At 57.6% G+C, this 16,872-nt stretch carries 14 protein-coding genes; 5 read left to right on the top strand and 9 right to left on the bottom strand.

Features of this window, described 5'->3' with window-relative positions; genetic code table 11:
- Positions 1 to 62 precede the first annotated feature (62 nt).
- The 4 genes from DRW39_RS00835 to DRW39_RS00820 all read right to left on the bottom strand — a co-directional run bounded on the left by DRW39_RS00835 (position 63) and on the right by DRW39_RS00820 (position 6,232).
- Positions 63 to 1,202 (bottom strand): hypothetical protein, encoded by a 1,140-nt coding sequence (locus DRW39_RS00835; protein ID WP_157975839.1) that lies wholly within the window; start codon positions 1,200 to 1,202, stop codon positions 63 to 65.
- A 107-nt stretch (positions 1,203 to 1,309) separates the two neighbouring features.
- Positions 1,310 to 3,418: a hypothetical protein gene (locus DRW39_RS00830; RefSeq protein WP_198664735.1), complete on the bottom strand. Its 2,109-nt coding sequence runs from the start codon at positions 3,416 to 3,418 to the stop codon at positions 1,310 to 1,312.
- A gap of 375 nt (positions 3,419 to 3,793) precedes the next feature.
- Positions 3,794 to 4,477, bottom strand: a complete 684-nt coding sequence (locus DRW39_RS00825; protein WP_116105096.1) for a potassium channel family protein — start codon at positions 4,475 to 4,477, stop codon at positions 3,794 to 3,796.
- Positions 4,478 to 4,483: 6 nt separating this feature from the next.
- Positions 4,484 to 6,232: a TrkH family potassium uptake protein gene (locus tag DRW39_RS00820; RefSeq protein WP_116105095.1), complete on the bottom strand. Its 1,749-nt coding sequence runs from the start codon at positions 6,230 to 6,232 to the stop codon at positions 4,484 to 4,486.
- Between the two features lie 298 nt (positions 6,233 to 6,530).
- Here DRW39_RS00820 and DRW39_RS00815 point away from each other — a divergent pair, with 298 nt between their 5' ends.
- On the top strand, positions 6,531 to 7,178 hold the full coding sequence (locus DRW39_RS00815) for an MSMEG_1061 family FMN-dependent PPOX-type flavoprotein (RefSeq protein WP_198664734.1): 648 nt from the start codon (positions 6,531 to 6,533) through the stop codon (positions 7,176 to 7,178).
- Between the two features lie 213 nt (positions 7,179 to 7,391).
- On the top strand, positions 7,392 to 7,802 hold the full coding sequence (locus tag DRW39_RS00810) for a hypothetical protein (RefSeq protein ID WP_157975838.1): 411 nt from the start codon (positions 7,392 to 7,394) through the stop codon (positions 7,800 to 7,802).
- A 395-nt stretch (positions 7,803 to 8,197) separates the two neighbouring features.
- On the opposite strand, the gene DRW39_RS00805 is transcribed toward DRW39_RS00810, so the two are convergent.
- Positions 8,198 to 9,553 carry a TrkH family potassium uptake protein gene (locus tag DRW39_RS00805; RefSeq protein WP_116105093.1) on the bottom strand — a complete coding sequence of 452 codons (1,356 nt, stop codon included), beginning with the start codon at positions 9,551 to 9,553 and terminating at the stop codon, positions 8,198 to 8,200.
- Between the two features lie 133 nt (positions 9,554 to 9,686).
- Between DRW39_RS00805 and DRW39_RS00800 the strand changes: the two genes are divergently transcribed.
- Complete coding sequence (locus DRW39_RS00800) at positions 9,687 to 10,532, top strand: bacteriorhodopsin (protein ID WP_116105092.1); 846 nt, start codon at positions 9,687 to 9,689, stop codon at positions 10,530 to 10,532.
- Entirely contained in the window at positions 10,532 to 11,377 is an 846-nt protein-coding gene (locus DRW39_RS00795) for a Brp/Blh family beta-carotene 15,15'-dioxygenase (protein ID WP_116105091.1), read from the top strand. Before DRW39_RS00800 ends, DRW39_RS00795 begins: the two co-directional genes overlap by 1 nt.
- A gap of 36 nt (positions 11,378 to 11,413) precedes the next feature.
- Here the strand turns inward: DRW39_RS00795 and DRW39_RS00790 are convergent, their stop codons facing one another.
- Positions 11,414 to 12,106, bottom strand: coding sequence for an SDR family NAD(P)-dependent oxidoreductase (locus DRW39_RS00790; RefSeq protein ID WP_116105090.1), 693 nt, complete (start codon positions 12,104 to 12,106; stop codon positions 11,414 to 11,416).
- A gap of 70 nt (positions 12,107 to 12,176) precedes the next feature.
- Between DRW39_RS00790 and DRW39_RS00785 the strand changes: the two genes are divergently transcribed.
- Complete coding sequence (locus DRW39_RS00785; RefSeq protein ID WP_116105788.1) at positions 12,177 to 12,587, top strand: OsmC family protein; 411 nt, start codon at positions 12,177 to 12,179, stop codon at positions 12,585 to 12,587.
- Between the two features lie 195 nt (positions 12,588 to 12,782).
- On the opposite strand, the gene DRW39_RS00780 is transcribed toward DRW39_RS00785, so the two are convergent.
- The 3 genes from DRW39_RS00780 to ftsA form a co-directional block, all read right to left on the bottom strand.
- Complete coding sequence (locus DRW39_RS00780; RefSeq protein ID WP_198664733.1) at positions 12,783 to 13,712, bottom strand: DUF302 domain-containing protein; 930 nt, start codon at positions 13,710 to 13,712, stop codon at positions 12,783 to 12,785.
- A 199-nt stretch (positions 13,713 to 13,911) separates the two neighbouring features.
- On the bottom strand, positions 13,912 to 15,378 hold the full coding sequence (gene ftsZ, locus DRW39_RS00775; protein WP_116105088.1) for a cell division protein FtsZ: 1,467 nt from the start codon (positions 15,376 to 15,378) through the stop codon (positions 13,912 to 13,914).
- 96 nt (positions 15,379 to 15,474) lie between these two features.
- Complete coding sequence (ftsA, locus tag DRW39_RS00770) at positions 15,475 to 16,803, bottom strand: cell division protein FtsA (RefSeq protein ID WP_116105087.1); 1,329 nt, start codon at positions 16,801 to 16,803, stop codon at positions 15,475 to 15,477.
- Positions 16,804 to 16,872 lie beyond the last annotated feature (69 nt).

Here is a 16,872-nt window from a genome sequence, read left to right as displayed (position 1 = left end):
TTCATCTGCAGGTAGCCGTCGACCGCTTTCATTCGGGCGGCGGTGCGCAGGTATAAAGCCAGCTACGGAGCGTAACGGTACCGCAGTTCCCGCAGCGTGGTGTAGAGCAGATCCTGCATGGCATCGTCCAGCAATGAATAGGTGCTGGGTGGATACCCACGAATTCCGGAACAGGCGAAGACCGGTAAGGCCTCCCGGTCACCACTGCATTCCTCGTATTGGTTTTGCCATTCCTCGCTGCCATATACCCGTACGGGTGGCATTTGGGAACGCCCCCATGGAGCGTAGACACTCATTTCCCCGTAAGCGGTGACCTCAAATTTCTGCCGTACTTCTGTGACCGTCGCCGTGATCGTTTTGAAGTGCTCGATCTCTTTTACCCTGGCCACTACCGTCGAATCATCGATACGCACTTCGTATTCCTTCTTCTCCACGTAGTCCAGTACTTCCTCGGAGTAGGTAGTGCTTGTACTCGATTCGAAAGGGCCGTCGGTGTCGTAATCGATCAGCTGTAGGAAGGCCTCGTAGTCCACCTCCTGCCCGGTGTCCTGGAAATCGACGGTATACCATTCTTCCCGGACCGCCGCGAGGTGGTAGGTTAGGTCTTCGGCGAGGGCGGCGAGCTCCAGGTCCCCGGTTACCGATAACCGCACCCGTACGGTTCCGCGATCGGCCATCTCGCCGAGCAACGGCCCAATATCGGGGCGGTTCTCCGGCACGAAGGCTAGCGAACGTTCCAGGTACCGGTAAGCATCCCGGGCGGCTGGCTTGCTTCCCGACCGGGCGACGTCGATGGCGGCATCGGCCAGGTTTAGATAGTAATCACCGGCACCCTGCCGAGCCGTTTCCCTCCGGATAGCGAGGTCGTCGAGCGCATACCCGCCCCGGTAATTGGTGGGTGCGCCGATCGGCAGATAGGCTTCGATCGCGACCAGCCGGTCGTACATATTCGCGTATAGAACATACAGCTCTGGCCAGTCCGCTGCTCGGGAGAGGCTATCCAGACCGCGAGCGCGCGCGAAATCCTCGGCCTGTACCGCGTCAAATTCGTCCAACAAGCGCTGCACGAGCCGCTTTGATGGATTGTCGTAACGCTCCACCTGGCGCAGGGTGTTGCGAAAATCCCGTTGCAGGGGGTCGGTTGGCCTTCCGCATCCCACCAATAGCATCACGAGGATAGACCAGCGTAGTATTGCCCCCATTGCTTTTGGTCGCAAGCTCGTGGACGAGACGGGAGAATTTGGCTAAGGATTCTATAAAGTGGCGTTGTGATAAGGTTAATGCTTGCCGGTTGCAGCGCCCGGGTGCCCTACTCTACCCCAAACATCACCCGGTACGTTTTTACTACCCCACCGTAATCGAAGTGCACCAGGGCAGTACCGTCAACAGCGGTGGCCGGCTCAACCTCGATTTTCACACTCGGATCGCTGGCCGTGGCCGTGACCTGGGCGACTTTATCACCGGCCGGTACCGTCACGGCGTACTGATCCAAGGTAACGAGGCCGTTTTCCTCCGTCGACCGGATGGGGTGATCCGGCAGCTCAACTTCCTCGCCGTTCACCTGGATGCTGACGGTGGGCGGAACGTGGCGCTCGATTTCGTGCCCCGCGGCACTGAAGCCCAGTCCGGCCAGGTCGAAGAGGGAGGTGGAATCCTCGGCTACGGCACGTAGGAAAATGGCGTGCTTCCCTTCCAGGCCGTCTACCGCCGCGGATACATCGGCACGGTAGCGTTGGGTATCCATGGATGCTCCGGCGGGAACGGTAATCGTCGCGATCTGCTGACCACCCCAGGTCTCGTTATCGTAGGGACCGTCCAGCCACACCTCTACCGAAAAGGCCTGCTCCGTAAGCGGCTTAAGCCACAAATTGACTTCCGTACCATTACCGGATTCCGTGCCGGCGAAGGCTTGTACGCCCTTGGTGGCTTCGTTCAGTCCGCCGAAGCCGAAGTATTTGTAACCGATCACGTCGCCCGGAAGTACGCCGGTGACGGGCATGCTATTGTCCCAGATGTCCCAGCTATCGGACTGGCTGCCCTGGTTCGTCAGGTAAGCCGCATAACCGGCGCTGTAGTAGCGGTACGGGTCGAGTCCGAAGATCTGAAAGCCCTCGCTGGTCACCTCCGCACCGCGGTAGACATTACCCTGGCTATCCTCGGCCGACCAAGTTTCGTTCTCGGCGTAGGGATCGTACGCGCGGATGGTCACCTTACCACCTTCGGCCACGGGCGCCTCGTCCCACTCGATCGTCACCGGAGCGACCATCGGTTGGCGGGCGCCACCGAAGCCGCGCGGCGCGCGGTGGTAGAAGGCATACCACTGGTCATTGATTTGCTCGACGCTGCCGTGGGTATTGTGGCCGGAGTAGGTTGTCATAAGTGCCGAGCCATCCTCGTTCGGCACTACGGCGCGGCTGTCCACCAGCACGCCGCCGCTCTTCCAGGGGCCGAGGGGCGTGTCGCCATAGGCGTAACGCAGGGCGGAGTTGGTGCTGCTCAGGCCGTAGTCCGGTCCGGAATAGCCGCTGTAGACCCAGACGTATTTGTTGCCGATCTTCCGGATGGAGGCCGCCTCGAAGAAGTTGAAGGCGCCCAGGTCCTGATCCGGGAAGACGTAGGGATAGCCGGCATCCGGATCGCGTACCTCGCCGTAGCGACGGCTGGAGGGGATGAAGGGGTCGATCCGCTCCGTGCCCGGGCGAATGCTGTACATCGTTTCCGGGTCCAATTCCCCAGCCTGAGATCGTTGAAAGCCCCAATATCCGAAGGCGCGGTAACCGGCTTCGGTATCTACCTCCACGGAGTCGGAACCATACTCGATGTAGACCGCCGGATCGAATCCCATGGTGCTGCCATCGACGGCACGGGTGCTATCCGGGGTCGCATTCAGCACCGTGAAGGGGCCGTCGGGGCGGCTGCCCTTCGCCACCAGGGCCTCCCGCCCCCGCCCGCGACTGTGCGGATAGAGGTAGTAGATTTTGCTTCCGTCGGCTTCCTTTACCTCTACGAGGTCGGGGGCGTACATCACGTCCCAGTTCCCCTCCACGAAATAAGTGAAGATGGAGCCCTCGTCGCGCCAGTCGGACAGATCCTCCACCGGGGCGGACCAGGCACGGATGTCGGGGCCGCAATAACTGCTCACCCGCACGTCGTGCGAGCCGATGATGTAGGCCCGGTATTGGCCCGGATTGTCGGGGTCCTCGAAAACACGGGGCTCGCCGTCGGGCAGGTGCTCCCACAGCGGCAGGTAGGGATTTCCGTAGCCGGGCCGGTTACATTCGGTGGCCGGGGTGATGGTCTCCGACTGCACCTTCTGCGCTGACAACCCATTGGTAGCGAAGAAGAGAAGACAGTTGGCCAGGAGTGCTAAAGAATAGCGCAGCGTCAACGGCTGGCAACGGAATGCGTGATCGATCATACCGCCAATTTAGTTAATCCGCTACGGTCCGCACAATCGTTTGCGCAAACCGACCCGAAGGCCGTTCCGAAACAGGATCTGGGCGGCGGAGCGCAGGTAAGATGCTTGCCAGGGACAATTGCACGACCGTGAACCGGACGGAACCTCCGTTCAGGCTGGGCTGAATTCCCGGATATAGCCGGATTTTCCGCTCGAAGAGCTTACTAAAAGTTTGCGGATGGCCATAACCGAGGGCGAAGGCGCCCTCGCCCGTGCCAGGGGGCACCGAGGGTGCGGATTAAGTAGCCGTTCTTGCTGGCCGGGAATGGCGTAAGGGAAGGAGCATCCCACGGGAGAGAAGCTCATTACCTGCGCACCGTCGCCCGCTTCTTCCGCTTACCGGTTCGTAAACTTCCGCAGGTCGTACTTCGAACCGAACACCACCAGGATATCGCCCTCTTCCAGCAGGTCCTCCGGGCCGGCAACGCCCTGCACCTTGTCTTCGTGTTGTTGGTTGCCCATCGTGGATTTTACCTCCGTGCGCTTGATGGTCGTCAGCACGAGCAGGTTGTACTTCCGGCGAAAGTCCACTTCTACGATCCGCTTGCCTACCAGCGACCGGGGCACCTTGATTTCCACGATGCTGAAGTCCTTGCTCAGCTCGAAGGAGTCCACCACGTCGGTCATACAGAGTTTCTTGGCCCAGCGTTCGGCGGTTTCCTCCTCCGGGTGTACGATCTGGTCGACCCCGATCGCCTGCAGGACGCGCTGGTGTAGCGGATTGATGGCGCGACTGATCAGGCGCTTGGCCTGGAGGTTTTTAAAGAGGGCCGTAGCCATGATGTTAGAGCCCTGGTTTTCACCAATGGCGATAATGACGACGTCGGTATCCCGTAGGGGAAGGCCCGAGACCGTCAGTTCGTCGGTGGCGTCGAGGCGGATGGTGTGCGACAGCCGCTCCTTGAATAGCTCCACCTTGGCCATATTCGTGTCGATGCCGATAACCTCGTGGCCGAGTGCCGTCAGCTTCTCCCCCAGCGAAGAACCGAAACTGCCCAGCCCGACGATGATGTACTTCATGATTGCTTAGTTAATGGTCAGTTCCTCGGTGGGATACTGGTAATTCTTGTGTTTGGTTTTCCGGAAGATGGCGATGAGGATCGACAGCATGCTGACCCGCCCGATGAACATGATCGCGATGATGACCACTTTGCTCTTTGCCGTCAACGCCCCGGTAATGCCCAGGCTCAGGCCCACGGTGCTGTAGGCGGAAAAGCATTCAAAGCCGATGGCCAGTAGGCTCTTATCGGAGTCGAACATGGCGATCAGCATAATGGCGATACCGATCACCAGCAAGGACAGCGATATAATGGCGAAGGCCCGCTTGACCGACACCGATGCAATCTCCCGGCGAAATACCTCAATCCGGGTCTTCCCCTTCGCCAGGCTAAGGATATTGAGCACCGCGATCGCGAAGGTGCTGGTCTTGATACCGCCCCCGGTTGAGGCTGGCGAGGCGCCGATCCACATCAGCAGATAGGTAACCATCACGGTGGGGAAGGTCAGCGCCGCCATATCCACCGTATTGAATCCCGCCGTACGGGGCGTGGCCGCACCGAAGAGGGAGGTCACCACCTTGCCGAACAGCGACCGATCGGCCAGCGTGGCGTTATACTCCAGCAGGAAGTAAGCCACGAAGCCGATCAGCAGCAGGGAGCCCGAAGTAACCAGGTTGATCCGGCTGTTGAGGTTGACCAGCCAGGGACGGTGGATCGTCACTTCTTTCCGCCGGCGAAATAGTTGGAACACTTTGTACTTCAGGTAGCTTACCAGGTTCACCACGATGGGAAAGCCGAGCCCCCCGAGCACGAAGGTGGCAATGATGACCAGCTGCATGCCGTAATTGGTGCGCACCGGCTCCTCGTAGAGTCCGTTGCTCAGGGTGGAAAAGCCGGCGTTGCAAAATGCGGAAATGGCGTGAAAGAGCGAAAAGTAGGCCCGTTCCACGAAGCCGTCAAAGGTATTGCCGCCCAGGCTCAGAAAGATGAGCAGGACGGCGGCGCCCTCGACCACGAGGGTGATCAGGACGATCCGCTTCAGGGTTTCGAATACCTCTCCAATCTTCTCGGAATTGGTCATCTCGCTCAGGGTGAGCTGGTGCTCGTAGGTAGTGGCCCGCTTGAAGAAATAACTGAAGTAGCTGGCGAAGGTCAGGATGCCGAGTCCGCCCATCTGGATCAGGAAAAGGATGATCGACTGGCCGAAGCGGGTGAAGAAGGTTCCCGTGTCAACCACGATCAGGCCCGTCACGCAGACCGCGCTCGTGGACGTAAACAGGGCATCCAGGAAGGAGAGGGGCTGGTTGGCCGCGTTCGGCAGCAATAAGAGCAGCGTTCCGCAGGTGATGATGGCCAGGAAGCTGAAAATGAACAGCTGCGCCGGATTGAGGTAGGTCTGCTTCAGTTCCAGGCGAAGGGAAAAGAATTCCCGAAAGAAGGTCAGGATCACCGCCGCCACCACCCATATGGGATTCTCGAGGATCAGGTCCGTTTCGAAGGCCCGCCCCACGAAGAGGTACATATAAAAGATGTACAGGGTGTACAGCACCGACAGCAAGTCGAAGGCAAACACCCGGCGCTGAAGTAAGCTGGTATTGCGAAAATACCGAAAGAACGTACTGGCCAAGCCGATCGCGATGACCAAAAAATAGAAGCCGTCCAGGAGTTGCTGGGCGAGGCGCGACTGGTCGAAGCCGAAATCGATCACGAAAGCCGCCACGCCAAGCAGGCTCATGTAGAGGGCCGTGCGGTACAGTTGCTGCCGTTTCAGTTGCATAGGAAGGGCGCGGATTCAGGAGCGCCGAATTAAGAGGAACAAATGTATACCGTGGCGCGTGCATTATAATCACAAATCGAAAGGATGTGCGGGACAAGCCTGGCTTTTTTGTATCGCTGCGCGTGGCCGCGTTCTAGTTCCTGGTCCTTGTTTAAAAATGGAGAAGGTGCCCGACGTCAGTCGGGATAATCTTAAAAAGCCGTTTTGTGTAGCTGATCGGCGCACCAAATGGGGTAATACATACTTATGAACTTTTTTACAATAACCCTTATCTTCCGGTGACCAAACCCGCTGTATCATGCCAACTCCTCCTACCGCGACCGACCGCACGTTCCGGAAACCCATCACCACCGAAGCCGAACTTCGCGACATCATGGGTCACCCGGCGGACCTGGTCGTGCGCAAAACCCTAAACCATCTGGATCACCACTGCCGGACGTTCATCGAAAACTCCCCCTTCCTGACCATCGGCTCTTCGGACGGGCGCGGAAACTTCGACGTCTCCCCAAAAGGGGATCCCGCTGGCTTCGTCCGCATCCTGGACGATCGCACGATAGCCATACCGGATCGACCGGGCAACCGCCGGGCCGATACCCTCACCAATGTGCTGCAAAACCCCACGGTGGGACTGCTCTTCTTCATTCCCGGCGTGAAAGAAACCCTTCGCATCAACGGTACCGCCCGGATCGTCCGCGATGAGGAAATTCTGGACCTGATGGCTATCAATGGCCGACGCCCGCTCTTTGCAATGATCGTTACGGTCCGGGAAGCCTTCATGCACTGCGCGAAATGCATCATTCGCTCTCAGCTATGGACGGTCGACGAAACCCGCCCCGGTCGCATCGCCTCCCTGGCTACCTCCCTGGTCGATCAGGCGAAGCTTGACATCTCCGTACAAGAAATGGACGATATGATCAAGGAGGACGAGCGGACGAATCTGTACTAAGACGTGGCAAGGGATGCGCCCAGTGACTATTTGGCTCGTTGGAACTAATTTTCACTGAATTAAATTTTAGGGTTGAACGCACTCCGAGCCGAGACTTCTCGTATAGCCCCTCGACCCAGCGGGTCTCGACCCTGGACCGTGGAGACCCACACGACCATCCAAGGTCGATTACTCTCCGAGCCGAGGCTTCCCGCATACCCGCCCTACTGCGAGATGCTACGCACCGACCAGAGCTACGTGAGTAACGACAAGTCCGACATGGTCAAGTACCGGACGGATCGAACGAAACGAAGGCAATTTATCGAGGACAATTGGGACCGCCTCATCAGGTACGCGCGGGGGGAAAGTTTTCCCTACGTGGAGATTAATATGGCGATGATCGATTACTGCAAATACTGGGCGGCAACCATGACGATGCTACATACGGCGCAGACGAGGCCGCAGGTGTTTTACTCGGACGAAATTGGAGGACTTTTCACCATTGAAAAAGACAGGGGGAATTTGGAAAATACGCCGTTGGTTCAATGTCTTACCATCACTGATATGGGCGACGCTTTACCAAAGGCGGTCAAGTCAAAAGTCGAGGCTGCGGCGGAGCAATGGGGCCTTACACCCCGGAGATAGGCTCTTTTACATAGACCGACGGCTGGTGGCAGTATTCCGTTTCAAAAGGCGACTTTTTACCTGCGCTCCGCCGCACCAAATATCCATTTCCAGTTCCTATTTGGGCTAAAGCTATATCGTATTGAAAAAAATTCGCCGCTATCCGAGCGGGTAGCACCTAACCACCCCAAATTGCACTACCCTACCCCTAACCTTTCTATGCCAGTTCATTCGGGCGTAGCCCCACGGGCTGAAAAGAATGCAACAGCACCGCATTTTTGCCATTTCAGTGAGCTTTTTGCGGCGGAGCGCAGGATATAATGATATTAAAAGGGGGCAAGCGAAATTCGTTCCCGTTGCAGGAAGTAATTATAGAGAACCTGTCGGAGGGAAGGTGGCTTACCGGTGTTGGAGGATTAGCCCTCAATGGCGATGTCGCTGTCCTGGCTTTGCCCGTCGCCGTCGTCCCGCTCCTCACGCGTGTTCGGGGAATAGCCCAGTAGAGCCATGATGACCGATAAAGTGCCCAGCCGACCGAGCATCATCAACACCATCAGCAGCACCTTACCCCCCGCATCCACGGTATCGGTGGTCCCCAGGGATAGCCCCACCGTACCCAGTGCCGAAACGACCTCGAAGATCGGGGCAAAGGAGGCATCCGGGGTGCGCACCAGCAGAACGAAGCCGCCGAACATCACCAGCACCAGGTTGGCGATGAGCAGCGCCACGGCTAAATGGATGCGCCTGCGGGGTAATTTGGCCCCGAGCAACACGACATCCCGCTTGCGCCGTACTACGGCTACCACGTAGGCTACCGCCGTAGCCGCGGTAGTGTTTTTGATGCCGCCGCCCGTACCCGACGGGGAAGCACCAATGAACATGAAGATGGTGAGCAACAGCGCACTGGCCGGACTGAGCCGGTCGATCGGTACGGTGCTGAAACCGGTGGTTGACACCGCGCTGACGGCCTGGAAAGCACCGGCCAGCAGCCCCAGGTTTTCTTGTCCCCCCGTATGGAAGTAGGGGTCGTAAAACATCAGGGTGGCCGTTACGCCTACCAGGCTGACCGCCATCACGAGCGAAATGGCGCGAGTTGAAATACCCAGGCGATTAGTAGCGCCGCGTAGCCGGTCGTACACGTCTACGAAAAACAGAAAACCGAAGGAGCCGGCCAGGCTAAGGGTCATGACCGCCAGGTTGACGGGCACGTTTTCGGTGAATTCATGCAGGCTGTTGTCGAAGAGGTGAAAGCCCGCCGTACAGAAGGCGCTGACCGCGGTAAAGATGCCTTTCCAGACGGGCGTCGACTCGCCCGCCGCGGCAAAGGCCAGCGACAGGACAATGCTGCCGATCGCCTCACAGATCAGCGTGAACCAGAGAAGTTTGATGACGAAACTGCGGTGGTCCGAGCCCTCGGGTACGGTGTAGTCGTTCTCCACCATCTCTTCCTCCTCCGCATCTTCTCGTGACTTAAGTCCGTAGTTGCTCTCCAGCAGCAGCCAGCCGGCCAGGGACATGTATCCTAAGCCGCCAACCTGCATCAGGAGCAGAATGACGATTTCACCGAGTAGCTTGTACGTATCGGCCACGTTGAGCGTAGTCAGGCCCGTGGTAGTCAGGGCCGATGCTGCGGTAAAGCAATGATCGATGAAGGTAGAATCACCTGATCCGCATACCTCCAAATTCAGTACGCCGCACCCCAATAGCAGCAGGAACAGATACCCGAGGAGGAGTTTCTGCAGTGGGGTGAGCCTTGTCAAGAACCGGGTCATCGGTCGCTCAAAGAAGATGTTGCCGGTTTTGGTTTCGATGCGGCACCTTATTTCTGAATACCGGACCTAACAACACCTTTGCGAAACAATTTTTCGTGGGTGCTATTACGCAGATAATCAACACACTAGGAAAATGGATCAACTAGGGAACGCTAATTTTGAAAACTACATCGCCCTGCGGGACGGTCTTTCCGAAATGGCCTACCAGATGGTGGCACACTGTCTGACCCTGGGCTACGCCGTGATGCTGGCCGCCCTGTTCTACTTCGTAGTAACGACTAAGTACGTTTCTCCAAAGTTCCGCATTTCTTCGGTGCTGTCCGGCGTCGTGATGGTTTCGGCCTTCCTGCTGTTGTACGTCCAGTCGCAGAACTGGAACAATACCTTTAATTTCGATTTGGACAGCGGCAGATATGTCCTAACCACAGGCGACGATCTCTTCAATAACGGCTACCGCTACCTCAATTGGCTGATCGACGTACCGATGCTGTTGTTCCAGATTCTGTTCGTGGTGTCGCTTACCAGCAGCAGCTTTTCGAGCATCCGCAATCAGTTCTGGTTTTCGGGCTCCCTCATGATCATCACGGGCTACATCGGTCAATATTACGAGGTGACGAATTTGACGGCCTTTTTCGTCTGGGGCGCTATTTCTACGGTATTCTTTTTACACATCCTTTGGTTGATGAACAAGGTCATCAAGGAAGGGAAAGAGGGGCTCTCCGACCCGGCCAAAAAGGTACTCAACAACATTTGGATCATCTTCCTCGTCTCCTGGTTCCTTTATCCCGGTGCCTACCTGATGCCCCACCTGCTTGGCATTGAAGGCGGGTTCTTCAATGAAACCGGCATTGTCGCCCGTCAGATGACCTACACCGTTGCGGACATCACCTCCAAGGTGATTTACGGTATCCTGCTGACCCAGCTGGCCCAAATTCTGAGCCGCGAACAGGGCTACGATTATTCGGCTTTACACCGGTAATGATACAAGCATCGACGGGTGGCCGGCTCTCCTGGATCATACGTGGGCTTACGCTGCTCATCGCGTTCCTGTCGCCGCCGGCCGGCAGTCTGGGCATAGCTATGGTTTTGCTAGCATTGGGCATCCCGCACGGGGCAGCGGATCACCTGATCTTCCGTAGCCGCCAGTCCGCCGGATCGGCCTTTTCAGTGTTTGCCTTCGCCGTGTATTACGTCGGGGTAATCGGTAGCTATACGCTGATCTGGTGGTGGTGGCCCGCCGTAGCCCTCTTATTATTTCTGGCCGTTTCGGTGTATCACTTCGGGCAGCCCCACGGGGGAAACCTGGCGGACCGGCTGTTGTGGGGTACTTTCGTACTCGGCTTTCCGGTGCTGTACCACTATCCGCAGGCCGAGCCCATCATCACCGGCATGCTGGGTTACCGGGTAGACCTACCCGCCGGCTGGAGCGGCGGCATACCGGCATTGTTGGTGACGGCAAACGTCTCCTTTGCCCTACTCAATCGCCAGTGGGCGCGGCTACTCGACCTGGTCATTCTGGTCGCCGTTTATCTCGGCACCGACCTGCTCCTCGGCTTTGCCGTATTCTTCCTGCTCTGGCATTCGCTGCCGGCACTGGTCGAACAGTGGCGCTACCTGACGCGTCACCGGCTTACCCGTGGGTGGTCCACCTATCTACTGCAGTTGCTTCCGCTGAGCCTGGGCGCCTTCGTATCGATGGGCGTGGCCTACCTGTTGTTGCACGCGCGCGGCCCACAGACACCCGACCTAAGCTACCTGTTTATCATGGTGAGCCTAATCACGCTGCCGCACGCCTTATTGGTGGACCGGGTATACCGCCCGTAAACTGGCCTATCTATAGACTAGCCGAGTCCGATACTTCTACCACTTCACCGGCTCCCCGTCCTTGAAAAATCCTGCCGTGGGGCCGTCATCCGGAATCAGGGCGGCCCAGACGATGCTGCCGGCTCCTTCTTCCACGCTGCGGGGGGCTTCCTGGCCGCCCATTTCGGTTCGCACCCATCCTGGGCAAACGGCATTGACCAGGATTTGATCCTCGGCCATATCCGCCGCCATCTTTACGGTGAGCATGTTCAGTCCGGCCTTGGTGATGGCGTAGGCCGGGGTACCGGGCCACGACTCGACAAAACTTCCGCTCGAGCTGGATACGTTCACGATGCGGCCTCCCCCACCCTTGCGGAGCAGCGGATAAAGCGCCTTGCTGAGCCGCCAGGGCCCGAGCGTATTGACCCGAAACGCTTCCTCCACGATGCCGAAGTCAGCCGTCAGGGTATCCTGGTAGGTGTCGTAATGAATACCGGCATTATTGACCAGTATGTCGATCGTACCGAATTCTTCCCGCAGGTAGTCAACGAGTTCGTCGATGCTCTGTCCGTCGGCCACGTCCAATTGGTGGTACACGACGTCCAGCCGTTGATCCTGAAAGGCTTGGGCCACCTCCTTGCCGCTTTCGGTCCGGCTGGTGAGAATGACCCGCATTCCCTTGCGCGCAAGTTGCCGAACGACTTCCTTACCGAGCCCCCGGTTGGCTCCGCTTACTACTGCAATCTTCATGGTCGGTAAGGTACTAGCTACGAACAAAAGGGGGCCGGTACTCGTAAGGGAGCTACAAAACAAATTACTTATGAAACGTACTGCAACCGCCGTATGGCAAGGATCCGTCAAGGAAGGATCCGGCAACCTGACTACCAAGAGTACCGTACTGGAGCACACCTCCTATTCCTACAAAAGCCGCTTCGAAAACGGCAAGGGAACGAACCCCGAGGAACTGATCGCCGCGGCTCACGCCGGCTGCTTCACCATGGCACTGAGCGCCAAATTGGGCGAAGCCGGTTACACGGCCACGGAACTGACTACCGACTGCGCGGTCGACTTCCAGGATCAGAAGATCGTCGAAAGTCACCTGACCACGAAGGCAAAGGTAGATGGGATCGAGAAAGATGAGTTCGATAAGATCATCAACGACGCGAAAATCAACTGCCCGATCTCGAAGGTGCTCAACACCAATATCACGCTGGATTATACCCTGGGATAGCACCCAAATACCATCCTAACACGCAGAAAGCCCCCCGCCGAAATTCGGCGAGGGGCTTTTACATGTTCCGGTGAGTTAGGCCGGACGCTATAACAGTAATTTATGGGATCAGGTAAGACAAGCCGTCCAAAGACATTTGCTTGTTCCCACTTATATAGGTCGGTCCGTGTGCATTTTGTTCGGTATGGGCTAGGCTTACAGTCCTAATGCACCACGGGCCAGCCCTTCCAGGGCATCGCTGATGGTGCTCAGCTGCGGTGTAGACTCGTCTATGCCATGACGATCCGCGAGATAGTACGGGTCGTTGTAGGCCACCGTTACTTCCCCTGGGGCCGATTCGAATACAACCATCTTTTGGGGCAGGTCGAGGCCTATCGTCTGGGCTTCCAGCAGCAGCGGGGTCCCTAAATTCGGATTGCCGAAAACGATGAGTCGGTTCGGAGGCAGTTCTACCCCAACCTGGGTCGCATTTGCCTGGTGATCCACTTCGGTGATAATGGAAATAGCCCTGTTCGATTGAAGCGCGCCGCGTAGGGCCGTATAGACCGAATCGACCGATCCGCCGGCGGTGTAGGTAATTATTCCCTCCTCTAATTCAGTTGGCTCATTATTTGCGTACACGTTACCGGTAACACCCGATAATTGCGGCAAATTCCCGAGCGTGTTGAGTATGGAACTAAGGATTGAAGCATCCTGTACACCGTAGCGGTCGGCCAAATACTTGGTATCGTTGAAGATCATCAGCACTGTTCCGGCCTCCGCTTCGTAGGTCAGCATTTTCTGGGGAACGTCCAGGCCGGCTAGCGGATTAACTTCGATAAGCGAGCCGTCTTCATTTGGGAAGCTCATCATAACCAAGCGGGTAGGACGCATAGTAAATCCGACGCCGGCGGCATTTTGCGCGTGATCGATCTCGGCTGCCAGGGTAGTAACACTACTGCTACCGACGCGTGCAATTAAACTATCGTAAATGAGGTCGAATTCACCGTCCGGTTCATCCGCATAGTAAATCCCCGGTACGTCTTCTGGGAGAAACCGGGATTGGACGGGCTCAATATCATCGTCGTCCTGGCAGGCGAAAGAGGTAATGAGGACGAGTAGGCAAAATAGGCGGGAAAGGGTCATAGGATAGGATTTTTGTATTACGGTTTGCATGTGCCTTGCTGTAATGGTCAGACACGGATGAAAAAGCGGGCAGCGAGATTGACCCCTCGCTACCCGCTACAAAGCTAAAACGGTGTGAATACTAAGGCTGGGGCACGTGGCGCACCAGCTTCAGTAGAAAACGGATATAATAGACGTATTAAATTGAGACTTAGAACGGTTAGTCGACATTGTCGTGGAGGAAGGAGTTGTTGCGGCGCAGCGGTACCTTCTCATCGTCGGTGATGCTCCAGCGGCTGACTTCCTCCTGCTCCCCGGGCTTGCTGGCGTCCAGCTGGACGTTGCGGCGTAGGTAGGCGGGCTGATTTTCCAGCTCGTTGACCACCTTCGGGTTGCTCAGTTTGGGCAATTCGGTCCGCTGGCGCAGGGCCTCGCGGCGTTCGCGATCGCGCAATTCCATTTCACGGCGCTGGGCCTCACGGCGGGCGTCCTCTTCTTCCTGCAGGTAGTTGCTGGCGAAGCTACCGCTGTCGCGGCGGCGGGCCCGTAGCCGCGCCTTCGCCTCTTCCATATCCTCGAATTCAAAGGTCTTGGTCTGGTCGGGCTTGCCGAATCCAACGGCCTCATCTTCGCCGGTAATATCCTCCAGGGAGGCGCGGCGTTCCTTCTGCCGGTCCTCATCCAGGTGAACGAACTGCCGCTCGGGGGCCACGCCGCGGTTGACGTACTTCTTGTCGCCAAAGCCGGTAGCGATGACGGTCACGCTGACCTTGTCGCCCAGGCTTTCGTCGAAGCAGTTACCCCAGATAAGGTCGGTACCGTAGCCGGCTTCCTCCTGCACGAATTCCGTGATCTCGAAGATCTCATCCATGGTGACTTCGCGGTTACCACTGGTGATGTTGAGCAGGATGTGGTTGGCACCCCGGATATCGTTGTCCTCGAGCAGCGGGCTGTGGAGCGCCTGATCGACGGCTACGCGGGCGCGGTCGTCGCCATCGGCACTGGCCGTACCCATGATCGCTACGCCACTGTCGCGCATGACGGTATTAACGTCCTCGAAGTCAACGTTGACGTAACCGGCAACGGTAATGATCTCCGCGATACCCTTAGCCGCGGTGGTCAGGATGTTATCGGCCTTGGAGAAGGCTTCGCTGAGGTTCAGGTTTCCGTGGATCTGCCGCAGCTTATCGTTGGAGATCACGATGAGGGTATCGACGTTATCCTTCAGTTCCTGAAGACCGTCCATACCGTTATTGGCACGGCGACGTCCCTCGAAGGTGAAGGGCAGCGTTACGATACCTACCGTAAGAATATTCATTTCCCGTGCGGTACGCGCGATGATGGGTGCCGCTCCGGTTCCGGTACCACCGCCCATACCGGCGGTGACGAAGAGCATCCGGCAGTTATTGTCGAGGTATTTACGCACCTCCTCGATGCTTTCCTCGCAGGCGAGCTTACCTACGTTGGGTTTGGATCCCGCTCCGCGTCCTTCGGTGAGGGCGGGGCCGAGCTGGATCTTGGTCGGCACGTTGCTGAGCTCCATGGCCTGATGGTCGGTATTGCAGATGGCGAAGTCGACGCCAACAATACCCTGATTGTACATGTGATTGACCGCGTTGCTGCCGCCGCCGCCTACGCCGATCACTTTGATGATGGGAGATTCTCCCTGTGGGAAGTCGATAGTCATTATTGTATGTTGATCTCGTGCCGCCGTGCCGTTCGCTTGGATGGTCTTGTGCTGCCGAGTGACTTTTGAATGGTTGTTTAGTATGTGGGGTGTTTGCTAGAAGTCGCTGTCGGGCTCGGCTTCGAACCACTCCTTGGTGCGCTTAAAGACGTTGTCGAACCAGGTCGGCCCGCTGGCCTCTTCCTTGATCTGTTCCTCGAGCTCCAATTCGGTGACCGGCTCTTCCTTCTTCGGCTTGGCGACAACGACGCGACCAGCGTCAATATCGGCAAAACCCTGCAGGAGCAAGCCCACCCCGGTAGCGTATATCGGGCTGGTCAGCTTTTCGGTGTATCCATGGGCCAGGTGCTCCACCGGCGATCCGATACGGGCACTCAGACCGGTGTGCAGCTCCGTTAGCTTGTCAAAGTCACGCAGCAGTGCTCCACCGCCGGTCAGCACGATGCCGCCGATCAGTTGACTGCCGTCAAAACCGGCCCGGCGGATCTCCCAGAGGACGTGGTCGAGGATCTCCTCGGCGCGGGCCTGGATGATGAGCGCCAGGTTCTTTTCGCTGATCTCCTTGGGTTCGCGACCGCGCAGCCCCGGAATAACGATCACCCGGTTCTCGTATACTTCGCTGGCCAGGGCGGAACCGTAGTTCACCTTCAGCTTTTCGGCGTGCTGCTCCATGACGGTGCAGCCCGACTTGATGTCCTTCGTAATAACGTGGCCGCCGAAGGGAATGACCGCGGTGTGGCGGATGATCCCCTCCTGGAAGATGGTAATGTCCGTGGTGCCTCCGCCAATGTCGACGAGCGCTACGCCGGCGTGCTTCTCGTCTTCGTAGAGTACCGAAGCGGAACTGGCAATGGGCTCCAGGGTGACGTTGGCCATGTGGAGGCCGGCACGTTCCACGCAGCGGTTGATGTTGTTACTGGCCGTGATCTGGCCGGTAATGATGTGGAAATTCGCTTCCAGCTTGGAACCGGACATGCCGATCGGGTCGACGATACCCTGCTCGTTGTCCACGGTGTACTCCTGGGGGATAACGTGCAGGATCTTATCTCCGGGAGGCAGGACGAGCTTGTGCATATCCGAGATCAGCCGGTCGATGTCACGCTGGCTGATCTCCGAGTGGGAATTATCCCGCATCAGCATGCCGCGGTGTTGTAGCGACTTGATGTGCTGCCCGGCGATCCCGACGTGGACGGTGTCGAAGGACTCGCCACTGGCCTGTTCGGCCAAGCGGCGGGCTTCAGAGATGGCCCGGACGGTCTTCTCGATATTCGAGACGACGCCGCGCATTACCCCCTCGGACTCCACCTTGCCCGTGCCGAGTATCTCTACCCGGCCGTGCTCGTCGCGCCTGCCCACGAGGGCGCAAACCTTGGTGGTGCCGATGTCCAGGGCGGCTATAGTTTGTTTTTGAGTGGTATCAGTCATTATATCCTATTGTTTAGCGAAAAAATAAAGGCGGTGGTTAGGGTCATTAGCCACGGCCCGATAGTTTTT

The organism is Lewinella sp. IMCC34191 (genome assembly GCF_003390935.1).
Lineage (GTDB): Bacteria > Bacteroidota > Bacteroidia > Chitinophagales > Saprospiraceae > Neolewinella.
Note: the sequence above shows the minus strand (reverse complement) of the source record. Positions and strands in the feature narration are given on the sequence as shown.

Bases quoted from the DNA above. Each gene is read 5' to 3' on its own strand.
- DRW39_RS00835 (WP_157975839.1), bottom strand. From the start codon at position 1,202: ATGGGGGCAATACTACGCTGGTCTATCCTCGTGATGCTATTGGTGGGA.
- DRW39_RS00830 (WP_198664735.1), bottom strand. From the start codon at position 3,418: ATGATCGATCACGCATTCCGTTGCCAGCCGTTGACGCTGCGCTATTCT.
- DRW39_RS00825 (WP_116105096.1), bottom strand. From the start codon at position 4,477: ATGAAGTACATCATCGTCGGGCTGGGCAGTTTCGGTTCTTCGCTGGGG.
- DRW39_RS00820 (WP_116105095.1), bottom strand. From the start codon at position 6,232: ATGCAACTGAAACGGCAGCAACTGTACCGCACGGCCCTCTACATGAGC.
- DRW39_RS00815 (WP_198664734.1), top strand. From the start codon at position 6,531: ATGCCAACTCCTCCTACCGCGACCGACCGCACGTTCCGGAAACCCATC.
- DRW39_RS00810 (WP_157975838.1), top strand. From the start codon at position 7,392: ATGCTACGCACCGACCAGAGCTACGTGAGTAACGACAAGTCCGACATG.
- DRW39_RS00805 (WP_116105093.1), bottom strand. From the start codon at position 9,553: ATGACCCGGTTCTTGACAAGGCTCACCCCACTGCAGAAACTCCTCCTC.
- DRW39_RS00800 (WP_116105092.1), top strand. From the start codon at position 9,687: ATGGATCAACTAGGGAACGCTAATTTTGAAAACTACATCGCCCTGCGG.
- DRW39_RS00795 (WP_116105091.1), top strand. From the start codon at position 10,532: ATGATACAAGCATCGACGGGTGGCCGGCTCTCCTGGATCATACGTGGG.
- DRW39_RS00790 (WP_116105090.1), bottom strand. From the start codon at position 12,106: ATGAAGATTGCAGTAGTAAGCGGAGCCAACCGGGGGCTCGGTAAGGAA.
- DRW39_RS00785 (WP_116105788.1), top strand. From the start codon at position 12,177: ATGAAACGTACTGCAACCGCCGTATGGCAAGGATCCGTCAAGGAAGGA.
- DRW39_RS00780 (WP_198664733.1), bottom strand. From the start codon at position 13,712: ATGACCCTTTCCCGCCTATTTTGCCTACTCGTCCTCATTACCTCTTTC.
- ftsZ (WP_116105088.1), bottom strand. From the start codon at position 15,378: ATGACTATCGACTTCCCACAGGGAGAATCTCCCATCATCAAAGTGATC.
- ftsA (WP_116105087.1), bottom strand. From the start codon at position 16,803: ATGACTGATACCACTCAAAAACAAACTATAGCCGCCCTGGACATCGGC.